A 15,289-nucleotide genomic window follows, 5' to 3' on the forward strand; every position below is an offset into this window, starting at 1 on the left:
CATTCGAATTCATGGATCCCTAGATTATTTAACACCTACTGAATACAAGTTGATGAACCTTTAAAAAATTGTCCGATTTAGTGTTGACATACCAATTTTCGGTGATGGTTCAATAAAGTGAATCGTTTTACATACTGGAACCATTTAATTGGATAATAAAAGAGGGAGTTATGTTGAGAAATCTTCTGCTTGTTATTCTTTGGGAAGTGGGAGATAACAGAGTTTAGACCACCTTGATAAGTTTCGATAATGATCAGTGGGGGATTTTGACCACACTGATCATTATCTTTTTAGATCGAAATAGCATTCATTAATCCAAAGTACAGACTTATGGCGGCAAGTCCGGCCATAACTAGAGCCAAATAAGGAGAAGTTTTTTGGACGAAAGTGTAGAGTATACAGCCTAAAAACAATAGGCCTACTAGTAAGAACAATACACTTAGTCCGTTTAGCTCTATAATTAAATCTGTAGTGGCTGGAACAGAAGCGAATGTCTGAAATAAAATGGACGATTCTCCCGCTTGCAGAGTCTGTTCTATGTTGTGTGGTGGCTCTTGCTCAGTCATAATGGCCGTTACCGAAATAACAGTTAAGATAATGACACTTTCTGCACGCCACCAATTTATAGGAGAATACTGTGCATCCTGCTTTACTCTTTTTCTAATAAGCACACTGTTGATAAAGGCAAAAAAGAGAATCGGAATAAACAACAAAAACTTCCACAATAATGCTTGCCCATATGGTAATGTCCACGAGTCAACAATACTTTCGTTTAAAAAATAGTTCATAAACATTCCCGATAAAGCTAAAATAGCTATACAGCCAATGGCAAACGGGGTAAACCAGCTAATGAACTTTTGCCAGTTGTCATCATTTTTCGAGAACCAACTGGTGATTAATAATACGCCGATCCATGCGGTAACAGCAGTATAATGAAATAGATGTGCTGCTGCTCCAGGATAACTTCCCATACTAGCTGAATGCCCAACTGTAGCCTGTGTAAATAACATCCCGAAAGTTAAGAATATCCCGAGAGTATACAAGATTGGAATGGTAGCATTTCGACGTAACACGAACAACAAAATAAGAAATAGGAGAGCTAACAAACTTAATGCCAGCCAGGCATGTCCTGGCGCAATATTGTTTACAACATAACCTATACTTGCAACAATGGATTCTTCCCTGTAATGGTTCAGTGCGAAAGCCAAATCTAATAATGAAATGAATGAAAGTGAAGGGATAAGAATAATGGCCATAGCCAATGTTTTCTTAGGCATGGCGACAGATGTTTTCTTATCCTTAGGAATAATCCCAAGTAGACATCTCCCCATAAGAATGGCAAAACAAATGTATAGCAAGCCATTACTTATCGATACAATCATTTTTTCTTCTTTCTAACCATGAGAATGGCGAGAATAGCAACAATGACAAGAACAATTGCGATCACAGCTATTAATGTGGTATTCCCATTAGCCTCATCAGAAGCATCATTTGTATCATTTTCCTCTACTTGGTCCGTTTCAGGTAATTCTTCTTCAGTAGCTTTTTCTGATGCTTCTTGATCATCAGCGGCTTCTTCAGTTTCCTCGACAGTTTCTTCTTCCTCTACACTTTCAAATTGATAAGCTAACTCTTGTTCCATCACATGTCCGTCTTCACCAACAATACTGTAGAACAACGTGTGATTTCCATCTTCCATTAGATCTTCCGGTAGTGTGACAACGAATGTGTCTGCTGGTTCATGGGTAACTTCCTCAAGTTGTAATTCTTCCCCATTTTCATGTGTTAAAGTGATTTCATTTAGCTCTTGGACAGTTGATTCAAAAATTAAGGTAATTGTTCCTGTATCTTCATTCAGAACCGAGTTTTCTTCTGGATCTGATGTTTCCAAGTGGGTATGTGCACCAACTATAGTTGGGAAAGCAATCAGTAATACAATAATAAAGAACAAGAGTCGTTTAAACATTTTTCATCTTCCTTTCAGTTATCTAACATAATATATCTCTTTTATAACAGATCTAATCCCCTTTTACTATGGACAAATTGCAACAAAATCATGATGAAAATATGAAGAAAGCAGTTGATGAGTTCATAACAGTCTCGAATTTGTCATTATAAGAGAATCAATCACACCAAGAAGTATCAAATAATGCGTGTATAAAGCCTATTCTGTCAAGAAAAAATAGGTTTGTCATAAGCCTCGCGACAAAGTTAGTTTTCAAGTATCTTGAAGGTAGGATAACTGTGTCATATGATTTAAATTGAGGGATATAAAACGACATGGAAAGGGAGAAATATAATGGCTCAGTCAAATATAAAAGTGAAAGTCCAGCAATTTGGTAACTTCCTTAGTTCGATGGTAATGCCGAACATTGGTGCATTTATTGCCTGGGGACTTATTACTGCGTTATTTATTGCAGATGGTTTTATTCCGAATGAAAACCTTGCAAAATTAGTGGATCCAATGGTGTTTTATTTACTACCATTATTAATCGGTTACACAGGTGGTAAATTAATTCATGACCAGCGAGGTGGAGTCGTTGGTGCGATCGCTACAATGGGGGTTATTGTAGGTGCACCAGATACTCCTATGTTCTTAGGTGCCATGATTATGGGACCACTTGGTGCCTATGTAATTAAGAAATTTGACCAATTAATAGAAGGTAAAATTAGATCTGGTTTTGAAATGTTAGTGAACAATTTTTCAGCTGGTATTCTCGGTGGACTATTAGCGATTTTTTCATTCTGGGGTATTGGACCAGCTGTAAACGGGTTTACCCAACTACTTGTTGTAGGGGTGGATTGGTTAATTGCCGCAGGTCTCTTACCATTAACAAGTATTTTTATCGAACCGGCAAAAATCTTGTTCTTAAATAATGCAATTAATCATGGAATTCTTTCTCCAATTGGTTTAGAGCAGGCTAGAAGTACAGGTGAATCTATTCTTTTCTTATTAGAAGCAAACCCTGGACCAGGTCTTGGTGTTTTATTAGCATTTATGCTGTTTGGAAAAGGTTCCGCAAAGCAATCAGCTCCAGGAGCAGGAATCATTCATTTCTTCGGGGGTATTCATGAAATCTACTTCCCATATGTATTAATGCGCCCAATGCTGTTAATTGCTGTTATTCTAGGTGGTATGAGTGGAATTTTCACCTTAGTACTGTTAGGTGGAGGTTTATCGGCTCCTGCATCACCAGGTAGTATATTTGCGATTGCTGCAGTTACACCTGGAAAAGCAAGTGTTTATTTCGCAAACTTTGCTGCTGTGATCGTAGCTACGATTGTTTCGTTCGTTGTTGCTGGATTTGTGTTAAAATCAAGTAAACAAGAAGACGAAGATATTGAAGAAGCTACACAAAAAATGCAAGAAATGAAAGGAAAGAATAGCTCGGTTGCTGGAGCACTGCAATCTAGTCCAGGAACTCTTCCAGAAAGTGTAAATAAAATTGTTTTTGCTTGTGATGCTGGAATGGGTTCAAGTGCAATGGGAGCTTCATTACTACGTAAAAAAGTGAAAGCAGCAGATTTAGACATTTCTGTCACCAACACAGCGATCAGTAATTTACCAAATGATGCACAAGTAGTTATTACCCAAGAAGAATTAACTCCACGTGCGAAGGATAAATTACCTGATGCTTATCATATTTCAGTTGATAACTTCTTATCCAGTCCGGAATATGACAAATTAATTGACAGTTTGCAAAATGGTGTCTCTGAAGAGCTAGCTGAAGTGGTCGAAGAAACAGAGGTAGATGTAATTGGTGCAGATCATGCTGATGACGACTTGTTACGAGAAGAGAATATCTTTCTTAATCAGGAATTTGCTACGAAGGAAGAGGCTATTCGTTTTGCAGGGGAAGTGTTAGTTAAAAACGGTTATGTAGAAGAAAGTTATGTTGATGCAATGATCGATCGTGAAAATGTGACTTCCACTTACATGGGAAATAATGTGGCAATTCCACATGGTACAGAAGAAGCGAAAAAAGCGGTATTACGTTCAGGATTTACTGTTCTTCAAGTACCTAATGGTGTTGATTTTGATGGTCAAGAAGCAAAACTAATCTTTGGTATAGCAGGAAAAGATGGTACGCATCTAGATATTCTTTCTGGTATCGCTGTGGTTTGTTCAGATGAAGAAAATATTGAACAAATGGTAAAAGCGAAAACAACGAAAGAATTGTTAGACATTATCAACAGCAAATGATCAAAAAGAGTAGAAAGACAGTATGTCACTGTCTTTCTATTCTGCTATATTACTTGAGATCAATTTATAATAGAAACGAGTGGGTAGCATGTTTATTACGTCAAGAGAAAAATCAATCATTGATTTAGTAATGAAGACGTCTGGTAAGCACACACCACATTCACTTGCTAGCTATCTCCATGTAAGTGTGAGAACGGTACAGCGTGATTTGAAGGCTGTGGAAAATATCTTGAAGTCCTTTGAATTACAATTGAAGCGCACAACCAATGATGGACTAATGATTGATGGAAAAAATGAACATATTTTTAAGCTAATGCAGCAGTTGTACCATGTACATCCAACAGATGAAACACCAGAAGAAAAAAAGCTGCAGCTACTTATTATATTATTACATGAAGGATCGTTTTTTAAGACACAGGTCTTGGCAAAGCAGCTTGGAGTAAGTGCTACAACGCTTGCTTCCTATTTAGATGAACTAACAGATTGGTTAGCTAATTTTTCGATTGAATTGACTCGAAAAAGAGGTGTCGGTGTAAGTGTAGCTGGTAGTGAAGCGAATATGCGTAAAGCATTAGCTACTTATTTTTTGTTTCATTTCCACGAAGAGCTATTAGAAAGCCTGTATCTTTTACAGAAGAATAGCCAATTGGAAAGTCCCGTACTCGGTTACTTTTCTTCCGATTATCTTATCGTAATTGATGAAATGGTTCATCATTTGTTTGACAGAGGACAGACACGGTTAGCGGATAATGACTACTTGGGACTGATCATCCACATTGCGATTACAATGCAACGGGTAGAAAATCATTTCTTGTTGGAAGAAGAAATAGAATCAGGTGATGAAGAATCAGCCAGAGCATATCAACTAATTGATCAGCTGTGCGCAGACTTAAAATCTGAATTATCGCTTCCTTTAACGAAAAAAGATGTTCATTATTTAGCGGTTATTTTAAAAGGGTCGAAGCTGCAAGATTCTGAGACGGTAGACTATGACAGTATTATGCTCGGACAGATTATTAAGAATATTATTCAAGATGTTTCAAGCCAATTACACGTTGATTTATCTCGAGATTTTTCGTTATTCCAGGGACTTCTAGCTCATATGGAACCTTCGATCTTTCGGTTAAAGCATCAGATGGGGTTATTTAATCCATTAACAGAACAAATAAATAAGAAGTATCCTGTGTTATTTATGGCTGTTCGGAATAGCTTGGAGAAGGAATTTCCTGATATCAGCTTCCCGGACGATGAAATTGCCTTTATCGTCCTTCATTTTGGATCGGCATTATTAATGAATGAGGAGAAGACGACGATACATGTTGTTATTGTTTGTCCAACCGGCATAGGTACATCCAAGATGCTAGCAAGTCGTATCCAAAAAGAATTTACGGAAATCAATTCTGTCGAAATCAAATCTATGAAAGAAATGGAAAAGTCGAATTTTGATGAGTTTGATATGGTTATTTCCACTGTCAGGCTTCCATTTGATGATGTTCAATACATCTTAGTATCGCCTTTATTAAGTGATGAAGACATCCAAATGATTCGCAGTTATCTGCAGAGTAATATTCAACAATTAACCAGTAAGAATGAGTATGTGAAGGACAATAGTAAAGAGACGAAACAAGTACAATCAAGTTTGCAAGATGTTTTACAAGAGATGAAAGATGTTCAAACGAGTATCGAATCCATCCTGAATAATTTACGTATATATTGGAAGGTTAACACAGATTATAAACAAGTGTTAAAAGAGATGGCAGTAGAATTAGAACAAGAAGGACTAATCACAGATGCTACTAAAGTTTTTGTGAAGCTACAGGAAAGGGAGAAAGTGGGCGGTCTAGGAATTCCGGGTACGAATATGGGATTATTTCACTGCCGAGGTGACAGTGTTCAACAGCTTATTTTTCAAGTATGTCATTTAGAACATCCTTGTGTGATTAAAGGTATGGATGGCAAGGAAGTACAGTTAAAAAACTTACTATTAATGCTATCTCCCGAAAATCTAAGTTTAAAAGAACAAGAAATATTAAGTCTCATTAGTACTAGTCTGATTGAGAATGATACAGCACTGATGATTTTTTCGTCATCAAGTGAAGCAATGATTAAAGGCAAGTTAGAGGAGTTATTTTCAGCCTACCTTCAAAATAAATGGATAAAGGAATGATCGTCATGAAACAAGCAGTTCATTTTGGTGCAGGAAACATCGGTAGAGGTTTTATCGGAGCATTATTTTCTGAGTCAGGATATCATGTAACTTTTGTTGATATTGCCGATAAAATCATCAATCAATTAAATGAACAAAAGAGCTATCAAGTAAAGTTAGCAACAGATAAACAAGAAACAACTACGATTAACCATGTGTCTGGCCTCAATAATTTGACCCAGGAAAATGAAGTGATTGAGACAATTACAAACGCATCCTATTTGACCACTGCTATCGGCCCCAACATTTTGCCAAGAATTGCACCGTTAATCGCACGTGGTATCTCTGAACGAGTGTACCAAACAGATGAAAAACTATATGTAATTGCTTGTGAAAACCAGATCGGTGCAACAGATATTTTGAAGCAACACATTTTAGACAATCTTGATGAAGATACAAAAGAAAGGTTAGCAGGACGAGTGCAGTTCTTTAATTCTGCTGTTGACCGTATTGTACCAATCCAAAAAGATAATGAGTCACTAGATGTATTGGTAGAACCTTATTACGAGTGGGTTGTAGAAGCGAAAGAGCATATTCCAGCTGTTGAAGGGATGACCATTGTTAGTGAGCTTGCTCCTTTTATTGAGCGAAAGCTATTTACCGTTAATACAGGACACGCAGTCATTGCCTATCTTGGTTACTTAAATGGCAAGTCAACGATTGATAAAACCTTAGCAGATGAAGCAATCGAGAAACAAGTTGAAGCAACGTTAAAAGAGACTGGTAATTACTTAGTGAAGCAATATAGTTTAGATGGAGAAGACCATCTTAACTATATTCGCAAAATTGTAGAGAGATTCAAAAATCCATATTTAAATGATGGTGTAACAAGAGTAGGGCGTGCACCAATCAGAAAGCTTGGACCGGAAGATCGCTTAGTTCGACCAGCAACTGAAGCTCAAAAAGCAGGCCTGCCGTTTACAAACTTAGCCAAAGCCATTGCTGCTGCGTTATTATTTGATTATCAAGAGGATGAGGAAGCAGTAAAACTTCAAGCAATGATCGAAAAAAACGGAATTGCCAAAGTGTTGCAGGAAGTGTGCAATCTTGCAGAAGATAGTGAGATTACGCAAGAAGTTGTGAAACAATATGATTTGTTAAAATAAATATATTTATAAGGGTAGTAAAAAAATGGTTCAGTTACGTAAAAAAGGAGCTGGACCTTTTTTATACAGGGCGTTGCGCATTTACGTTGAATTAGTATATTCTGAATGTAAACTTGAATTGAAGTCTCAAAAGGGGTGATGGACATGGAGGAATATAACAGATTATCACCAGCAGAAGCGGCAGATAAATTCATACGAAATCGTTTTAGAAATTGTCAGGGCGCACTTTTAGCAGGAAGTGTGGTTCGAGGAGAAGCAACTAAAACATCTGATTTAGATATCGTCATATTTGATCGTAACATTCACTCTGCTTATAGGGAGTCTATCGTTGATTTGGGTTGGAATATAGAAATTTTTGTTCATAACCTAACTTCCTATAAAGATTTTTTTGCAAGTGACTGTGAAAGCGCAAGACCTTCATTACCAAGAATGGTAGTGGAAGGGGAAGTTATTAAAGATAAAGGGATAATAGCACCTATTAAGAATGAAGCTAAGGAATTACTAGATAAAGGTCCAAAAAAATGGTCAACAGAGACCATAAATACGAAAAGATACTTTATAACGGATGCCCTAGACGATTTAATCGGATCTGATGATCGAGCAGAGTCTTTATTTATAGCGAATAAACTTGCTGAACAAGTAAGCGAATTTGTGCTTAGGACCAATAATAGGTGGATTGGTAATTCTAAATGGGTAATTCGTTCATTGAAAAATTATGATGAAGAGTTTGCTGAAAGATTTGTAGATGCATTTGAAAATTTTTATAAAATAAATCACATAGACAAAATAATCATTCTTGTTGATGAAGTATTAAGTCCTCATGGTGGCCGTTTTTTTGATGGTTTTGCTTTAGGAAAATAGTTTCGAAATATTAAGGTATTTTAGAATTATATTGTTTTTAGCTTGCTTATGAATAAGCCATGTAATCAGATTTTAACTAAATATCTGCATCATTTTATAGTTATCTATCCACTCGTATAGGATAAACATCGCATTAGAATACTATTTCTTAATAACAATAGACAACTTATAATTCGCATGTTTATTTAAATTTTCTAGAAAGCTATCCAATACTTCATGGGATGGAAATTTACATTCGAGCATGTAACAGCCTTCCCCGCTAATTTTATAGTTATTGATAATATATTGTTCTTGTGTTTGGATAAAAGAGAGATAAGGTTTGTGACTTATACTTTTTGTAATGACCGTTACAAAAGCATGTATAAGACACCCTAATTTGACTTGATTAATCTTTATCGTATATCCCTCAATAACGCCATTATCTTCGAGTTTGGCAATTCTATCTGCAGTAGCTTGACCAGTTAAATGTACTTTTCCGCCCAATTCCTTCATTTTTATACGACTATTATTGGACAGTTCTTCTAAGATTCGCATATCCGTACTATCTAACATTTTTAAAATCCTTTCATTAATCAAGTTAATTAGTTAAAAGACTTGATTTTATCCATGTATCTAGAATAGATCTTAATATAAAATAGATGTAAATAAAAGCAAAGGAGTTAAAAAAATGCAGATACAACAAATTCGTAATGCGACACTTGTAGTGAAATATGCTGGAAAGAAGTTTTTAATAGATCCATTTTTGGCTGATAAAGGTACTTATCCGCCTTTTCCAGACTCTGCAAGACAAGATCAAAAGAACCCGTTAGTTAGCCTGCCTATATCAGTTGAACAGATCATGGAAGATATTGATGCAGTAATTGTTACCCATTTACATTTAGATCATTGGGATGACGTTGCTAAAGAGGTACTTCCGAAAGATATCAAATTGTTTGCACAAAATGAAGAAGATGCTAAAGAAATGGAAAGTGCTGGCTTTACCAATGTGGAAGTCTTACAAGCAGATACTGTCTTTGAAGATATTCAATTAGTGAAAACGAAAGGTGAGCATGGTAGAGGGGAAATATTAAAAATTGCTGGTCATGTTTGTGGTGTGGTTTTCAAGCATGCAAATGAAAAAACATTATATATAGCTGGAGACACGGTTTGGTATGACGGTGTACAGCAGGAGATTGAAACACATCAACCCGAAGTTGTTGTTGTAAATGCTGGAGATAATCAATTCCTTGAAGGTGGTTCACTAGTGATGGGAAAAGAAGATGTCTATCAAGTGTATCAAGCGTCTCCTAATGCTAAAATCATCGCTAGTCATATGGAAGCTGTTAATCATTGGACACTATCGAGAGAAGAATTAAAAAGCTTTGTAGATGAAAAAGGAATAGCTTCAAATGTCTTAATTCCAGAGGATGGAGAAGAATACTCGTTTTAATAATGAAGGCAGAAAGGAAGTGAATGTTCTTTCTGCTTTTCTACTATCAAAAAGTATTGAATTTTTAGTAAATTTACTTAAATTATAAATAAAGTCTTCGAACAACACTGAATGGAAGTTAACTTACAAAAAAACGCATTAAATTATTCGCCAAGAATACATAATTCCCTAATGTTTATAAAGTGTTTACTTATCATTTCTGTTCTTTCTTTTTCCACATTATATAGTTATATCCCAATTGTAAACCAAAGCCTCAGCCCTTCTTTGAAAATAGTTATCTAGGTTTCTAAATCCTGTTTTTCATTGTAACATTTTAGAACAAGTAAAAATATCCCTTGAAAATTATTCCTTTAAATAATAAAATTAAACTAATTATAACGAACGGAGGTGGTGGTAAGATGTTGAATCAAGCTGTTTTAGTGTACGGTTATTGGACTGAATTTCTTTATTTTAACCGTGCAAAATTTGCGATTGAAGTTGTTAACGGGATACGTATGCCCTTTTTTAACAATTCAATAGCAAGCTAAAACAGTGAAAACATCTCTTACCCCACATATATGTACGGTTTGTAAGGAGAGCTTTTTCATGCTCTTCTTTTTTTTGGCTATAGAACGGAAACTTTCGGGAGTTCTATACTAAGCCTCATTTGAAGCTATGGGAAGAAATGTCTTCTCATGGCTTTTTTTATACTTTTTTAGGAGGATATTAAAATGATTGTATGCAGTGTAAATAAAATTGCGAAGATGTACGGCGGTAACTCCATTTTTGAAGATATAACATTGGAAATAAAAGAAAATGAACGTGTTGGTTTAGTTGGCCACAATGGTAGTGGTAAAACAACTTTAATACGCTTACTAGCTGGAGTTGAGACGCCTGATGCAGGGCAAATCCATTGGCAAAAAGGAGCAAAAATCGGTTATCTCGAGCAGATTCCTCAGTACGATGAGGCAACAACCGTAAGGGAAGTGTTAAGATCTGCCTATTCCTCTTTACTACAAACAGAAGAAAAAATGAAGAAGTTAGAGACCGAGATGAGCAAGGAGACAAACTCTGATAAGCTGGAAAAATTGATCATCGACTATGGCCAGTTACAAGATCTGTTCAGCCTTCATGGTGGTTATGAAATAGACTCCCGAATTGAGGGGGTCGTACAAGGGTTGAATATTCCATTTCTACTTGATCAGTCATTTTCTAAATTAAGTGGTGGAGAAAAGACGAAAGTAGGGTTAGGCTTAATGTTACTCCAACAACCTGACTTGTTACTCTTGGATGAGCCGACGAATCATTTGGATTTAATGGCAGTCGAGTGGGTTGGCAGTTTTCTTCAGGATTATCGCGGTACAGTCCTTATCATTTCACACGATCGGTATTTCCTTGATGAGGTCGTGAATAAGATCATTGACTTAGAAGATGGAGAAGTAAACGCCTATCATACTAATTTCTCAGGCTTTGTTAAGGAAAAAGAGGCAAAACTTTTACGGGAATTTCAAGCATATGAGGAACAACAGAAGAAAATAAAAAAGATGAAAGAAGCGATCAAACGATTAAGAGACTGGGCAAATAGAGCCAATCCACCAAATGCGGATCTTCATAGAAGAGCTAGAAATATGGAGAGAGCGTTAGAAAGAATGGAAAAATTACGGCGACCAATAGTAAACCGTAAAAAAATGAGCCTACAAATGGATGGGGCAGATCGAAGCGGCATTGATGTGTTAATCCTTAAAGAAGTTTCAAAAGCCTTTGATGAAAAGCAATTATTTCATCAGCTTAATATGCATGTAACCTATCAACAACGAGTAGCCGTTATCGGGGAAAATGGAACAGGCAAAACAACATTGATTAAATTAATCTTGCAACAATTGGAACCGGACCAAGGAGAAGTGAGGGTTGGCAGCAATGTTAAAATCGGTTACCTATCTCAGAATATCTTTTTTGATGTCAAAGACGAAACTGTTATCGAGACGTTTAGAGATGTTGTGAAAGTCGCTGAAGGAGAAGCTAGACAGATTTTAGCAAGGTTTATGTTTTACGGATTTGATGTTTTTAAAAAAGTTGCACAGCTTAGCGGAGGAGAAAGAATGCGTTTAAGGTTAGCACAGATGATGTATCAAGATATTAATCTGCTTATTCTTGATGAACCGACGAATCATTTAGATATTGACTCGAGAGAAGTGTTGGAAGAAGCGCTGGAGGGTTTTCAAGGTACTATTTTAGCTGTTTCCCATGATCGTTATTTCCTTAATAAGCTATTTACCAAAATATATTGGATTGAAGCCCAGACTCTCTACTGCTTTGAAGGAGATTATAATTGGGCAAAGCAGAAAATGATTGAATTTAGAGAGAAAGAAGCCCAAAGACGTACAGAGAAAAAGAAGCAAGCATCCGTACAGAAAGATTCATCATCAACTAATCAGCAAATGGAAATTCACAATTTAGAGAAAAAAGTAGAAATTACAGAGGAAAGAATAATAACGATAGAAAAGAAATTACTGGAAACGGACGATCTGGAGAAATTGCAACAATTGTATCAAGAAAAAGAAGAACTGGAACATGAATGGGAGAAGCTTTTGGAGCAATTAGAGAATCGTTATTAAAAAAGAGTATTAAAATCTCTCCCTTCCTTGGATAAACGATGATATCCAGGGAAGAGAGGCAATTATCCAGGGAAGGGCTCACCTCCTTCCCTGGAAAAGTCTTTCTCTTCCTTGGATAAATGATGATATCCAAGGAAGAGAGGTAATTATACCGGAAAGGACTCGCTTTCCTCCATGAAAAATCTTTGAATAATTGGTGAAATCCAAGGAAGCCGGGGGATATAATCTATTTATTAATTTTACTGAAAGTAGTTGCGATAGCGCCTGTAATGGCTCGCCATATTGCATTGGTAATCAGTACACTAACAATTGCAATAGGGTTGGTTAATGGTCCTTGTAACTGTCCCGAAACTTATACTAAGGCTTATTCCTTAGAAAAAAATAAATAATTTCTTAAATGTATTTTTCGAATATCAAATGAGTGAGTAGGAAAACTAATATAGAGGTGAAGGTAATGAAAAAGATAGTAGCACTAATATCTCTGGGTATTTTCATTCTTGTACCGCACCAAATATATGCTCAATCTGAAGTGGCATGTCCCAAATTAGAAAATCTACAGGAAACAACGATCAAAGATAAGGATGATCTTCTTAAAAAATTAAAACAGATTGTTGATCAAAATTACGTTGAAGGTGAATATGGGCATATGTACTCTGAATGGGAGTTAAGAACGGCTCTCCCTTTTCCAGAGACGGTTGGTCGTGAACAGGAGGAAATATATTATGAAATGGCTAAAAACTTTTGTGGCCAAGAAGTTGCGGATAAATCATGGTTAGTCAGGTTGTACTTTCCTAAATGGGAAGGATTAAGTGCCAGTGCTTTAGAAGGCCAAATTTTTTTAGCGAAAAATAAAGAGGATAAGTGGTTTGTTTGGTTTAGGTATCATTAATAAAAGGATTGCCGAGCGTGGCAATCCTTTTATTTTAATGAAAATGAATTGGAATTATATGCTAAAATGATTTTAAGAATATATTTGGGAAGTCTTCCAGATGGGCTTTTGCAGAGAATACTTTATAACTTTGTCTTTTTCTAGATGGTAATTACAGCGGTTGTTCTTTGGAGAAATATTAACTTTGAAAGGAGCATTCCTGTAATGAAGAAATTTGAGGATTGAAAGAAAAAGAGCCCTCTTGGTATAGTACAGGGTGTCAATGCGCATTGACCCCGAAATTAAATAGATACCAAGGAGAGGACTCAATAATGAATTATAATCAAAATCGTAAATTATCGCAAATCACACCATCAACCCTAATCGTGGGGATTGATATTGCCAAGGACAAACACGTAGCTCGCGCCCAGGATGATCGAGGGTATGAATTTGGCAAACGATTGATCTTTGAAAATCGGGTACATGGCTTTGAACAGTTATTGGATTGGGTATCCAGGCTTCAAAAAGACTATGACAAAACCACAGTTATTTTTGGAGCGGAGCCAACAGGGCATTACTGGCTAAGCCTTGCTTATTATTTAATAGCTCAGAAATATAATTTTGTGCTAGTGAACCCTATGCACGTGAAGAAATCCAAAGAGTTCGATGATAATTCGCCAACGAAAAATGACACGAAAGATGCGCGTGTCATTGCCCAGCTGGTGAAGGATGGTAGATACTCTGTACCAAATCTTCTCGAAGGCATATATGCCGAACTAAGAGAAGGAATAAAATTAAGAGATCAACTAACCAAACAGCTGATGATTATTGAAGGCCGCATTCAGAACAATATCCAACGATACTTCCCGGAGTTTAACGATGTGTTTAAAGATTGGGATGGAAAAACTGCCTTCTTCACATTGCAGGAATTTCCATTTCCGTCTGACATTCGTGACATGACACCAGAAGAAGTATTAGATCGCTGGAAAACAGTGGTGAAGCGTGGTGTTGGAATCAAAAGAGCAACGAAACTAGTAGAAAAAGCACAAAAAAGTATTGGTATTGAGATAGGCTTACGTTTTGCGAAGAAAGAATTACACAGTCTATTGGATCAATACGAATTGTATCGTGACCAATTAGAAGAACTAGATCAAGAAATCGCAGAGTTAATGAATGATATACCAGGGGCAAAAGAAATAATGGCGATTAAAGGTCTGGGAGTAACGACAGTTGCCACCTTTTTCTCAGAAGTAGGGGATCTTATGAAGTATGATCATCCTCAACAAGTAGTGAATATGGCAGGCTTATCATTGCGTGAGCATAGTTCCGGAAAGTTCAAGGGCCAAACGAAAATAACCAAACGAGGGCGAAAGAAACTACGAAAAGCCTTATATTTAGCTGTTCGCCCACTTGTAGCCAGTAACCCAACGTTTAAGGCCCTGCATACGTATTACACAAAACGCCCTGATCGTCCACTGAAAAAGCAGCAATCACTGATTGCGTTATGTGGGAAGTTAGTACGTGTTCTGTTTACCATGGGACAAAAACAGTGTGAATTTGATGGAAGTAAACTATTGAAGGGAATTCCTCCAAACGAAACATTACTAGCTGCTTAATGAGCCATATGGAATTGTAAGTATAAATGCACATGAATTTTTGGAATCGAAAAACACCAATAATGCAGAGTCGGAGCTTATTTTTTTCCATTCGGGCATAGGACCCAGCAAAGGAGCTTTTCCGACCTCCACCTTGTGGATACGCAGGACGAAGGAATGTATGGATGTAAATCCCGTGATATATGGGAGGGTAAGCGACCATAAGTAGTGTGGAGAAAGTGAAGCATGGTTATACTGTTTTTTACCAAACACTACCAATTTGGTCGTTAGGATGGATTAATTGGTGTTAGAATATTCTGTATTCTAACCACAGATATCTCTCCCCGACTGCATTCTAAAATAGGTGTTAATGAAATTCTGAGAAAACAAGAGTATTTAGAAGATATTTTAAATATATAGAGGGAG

Annotated in this window: 12 protein-coding genes; 9 read left to right on the forward strand and 3 right to left on the reverse strand. The window is 36.5% G+C overall.

Features of this window, described 5'->3' with window-relative positions; all coding sequences use genetic code 11:
• Window positions 1–290: 290 nt before the first annotated feature.
• Window positions 291–1,382, reverse strand: a complete 1,092-nt coding sequence (locus tag J5J03_RS06810; RefSeq protein WP_208587799.1) for a copper resistance D family protein — start codon at window positions 1,380–1,382, stop codon at window positions 291–293.
• Window positions 1,379–1,966, reverse strand: coding sequence for a copper resistance CopC family protein (locus J5J03_RS06815; protein WP_208587801.1), 588 nt, complete (start codon window positions 1,964–1,966; stop codon window positions 1,379–1,381). The genes J5J03_RS06810 and J5J03_RS06815 overlap by 4 nt, the downstream gene beginning before the upstream one ends.
• A 333-nt stretch (window positions 1,967–2,299) precedes the next feature.
• Here J5J03_RS06815 and J5J03_RS06820 point away from each other — a divergent pair, with 333 nt between their 5' ends.
• The 4 genes from J5J03_RS06820 to J5J03_RS06835 all read left to right on the forward strand — a co-directional run bounded on the left by J5J03_RS06820 (window position 2,300) and on the right by J5J03_RS06835 (window position 8,377).
• Window positions 2,300–4,204, forward strand: coding sequence for a PTS mannitol transporter subunit IICBA (locus J5J03_RS06820; RefSeq protein WP_208587804.1), 1,905 nt, complete (start codon window positions 2,300–2,302; stop codon window positions 4,202–4,204).
• 88 nt (window positions 4,205–4,292) lie between these two features.
• A complete protein-coding gene (locus J5J03_RS06825) occupies window positions 4,293–6,371 on the forward strand; it encodes a BglG family transcription antiterminator (RefSeq protein WP_208587805.1) in 2,079 nt (692 codons plus the stop codon).
• Window positions 6,372–6,376: 5 nt separating this feature from the next.
• Window positions 6,377–7,516 carry a mannitol-1-phosphate 5-dehydrogenase gene (locus J5J03_RS06830; protein WP_208587806.1) on the forward strand — a complete coding sequence of 380 codons (1,140 nt, stop codon included), beginning with the start codon at window positions 6,377–6,379 and terminating at the stop codon, window positions 7,514–7,516.
• A 144-nt stretch (window positions 7,517–7,660) separates the two neighbouring features.
• Complete coding sequence (locus J5J03_RS06835) at window positions 7,661–8,377, forward strand: nucleotidyltransferase domain-containing protein (RefSeq protein WP_208587807.1); 717 nt, start codon at window positions 7,661–7,663, stop codon at window positions 8,375–8,377.
• A 141-nt stretch (window positions 8,378–8,518) separates the two neighbouring features.
• Here J5J03_RS06835 and J5J03_RS06840 read toward each other — a convergent pair whose 3' ends face one another.
• A complete protein-coding gene (locus tag J5J03_RS06840) occupies window positions 8,519–8,929 on the reverse strand; it encodes an Lrp/AsnC family transcriptional regulator (RefSeq protein ID WP_208587808.1) in 411 nt (136 codons plus the stop codon).
• Window positions 8,930–9,044: 115 nt separating this feature from the next.
• Here J5J03_RS06840 and J5J03_RS06845 point away from each other — a divergent pair, with 115 nt between their 5' ends.
• From J5J03_RS06845 to J5J03_RS06860, 5 genes are all read left to right on the forward strand, one after another.
• The gene (locus J5J03_RS06845) at window positions 9,045–9,806 is read left to right on the forward strand and encodes an MBL fold metallo-hydrolase (protein WP_208587809.1); all 762 of its coding nucleotides are present in this window, start codon (window positions 9,045–9,047) and stop codon (window positions 9,804–9,806) included.
• A gap of 398 nt (window positions 9,807–10,204) precedes the next feature.
• Window positions 10,205–10,333 carry an RAxF-45 family protein gene (locus J5J03_RS22160; RefSeq protein ID WP_269435796.1) on the forward strand — a complete coding sequence of 43 codons (129 nt, stop codon included), beginning with the start codon at window positions 10,205–10,207 and terminating at the stop codon, window positions 10,331–10,333.
• Between the two features lie 183 nt (window positions 10,334–10,516).
• Complete coding sequence (gene abc-f, locus J5J03_RS06850; protein ID WP_208587810.1) at window positions 10,517–12,400, forward strand: ribosomal protection-like ABC-F family protein; 1,884 nt, start codon at window positions 10,517–10,519, stop codon at window positions 12,398–12,400.
• Window positions 12,401–12,854: 454 nt separating this feature from the next.
• Entirely contained in the window at window positions 12,855–13,289 is a 435-nt protein-coding gene (locus J5J03_RS06855; RefSeq protein ID WP_231710638.1) for a hypothetical protein, read from the forward strand.
• Window positions 13,290–13,600: 311 nt separating this feature from the next.
• Entirely contained in the window at window positions 13,601–14,884 is a 1,284-nt protein-coding gene (locus J5J03_RS06860; RefSeq protein WP_208585901.1) for an IS110 family RNA-guided transposase, read from the forward strand.
• Window positions 14,885–15,289: the final 405 nt, after the last annotated feature.

The organism is Gracilibacillus suaedae (assembly GCF_017599345.1).
GTDB lineage: Bacteria > Bacillota > Bacilli > Bacillales > Amphibacillaceae > Gracilibacillus > Gracilibacillus suaedae.

Bases quoted from the DNA above. Each gene is read 5' to 3' on its own strand.
- J5J03_RS06820 (WP_208587804.1), top strand. From the start codon at position 2,300: ATGGCTCAGTCAAATATAAAAGTGAAAGTCCAGCAATTTGGTAACTTC.
- J5J03_RS06835 (WP_208587807.1), top strand. From the start codon at position 7,661: ATGGAGGAATATAACAGATTATCACCAGCAGAAGCGGCAGATAAATTC.
- J5J03_RS06815 (WP_208587801.1), bottom strand. From the start codon at position 1,966: ATGTTTAAACGACTCTTGTTCTTTATTATTGTATTACTGATTGCTTTC.
- J5J03_RS06830 (WP_208587806.1), top strand. From the start codon at position 6,377: ATGAAACAAGCAGTTCATTTTGGTGCAGGAAACATCGGTAGAGGTTTT.
- J5J03_RS06845 (WP_208587809.1), top strand. From the start codon at position 9,045: ATGCAGATACAACAAATTCGTAATGCGACACTTGTAGTGAAATATGCT.
- J5J03_RS06825 (WP_208587805.1), top strand. From the start codon at position 4,293: ATGTTTATTACGTCAAGAGAAAAATCAATCATTGATTTAGTAATGAAG.
- J5J03_RS06840 (WP_208587808.1), bottom strand. From the start codon at position 8,929: ATGTTAGATAGTACGGATATGCGAATCTTAGAAGAACTGTCCAATAAT.
- J5J03_RS06810 (WP_208587799.1), bottom strand. From the start codon at position 1,382: ATGATTGTATCGATAAGTAATGGCTTGCTATACATTTGTTTTGCCATT.
- J5J03_RS22160 (WP_269435796.1), top strand. From the start codon at position 10,205: ATGTTGAATCAAGCTGTTTTAGTGTACGGTTATTGGACTGAATTTCTT.
- abc-f (WP_208587810.1), top strand. From the start codon at position 10,517: ATGATTGTATGCAGTGTAAATAAAATTGCGAAGATGTACGGCGGTAAC.
- J5J03_RS06860 (WP_208585901.1), top strand. From the start codon at position 13,601: ATGAATTATAATCAAAATCGTAAATTATCGCAAATCACACCATCAACC.
- J5J03_RS06855 (WP_231710638.1), top strand. From the start codon at position 12,855: ATGAAAAAGATAGTAGCACTAATATCTCTGGGTATTTTCATTCTTGTA.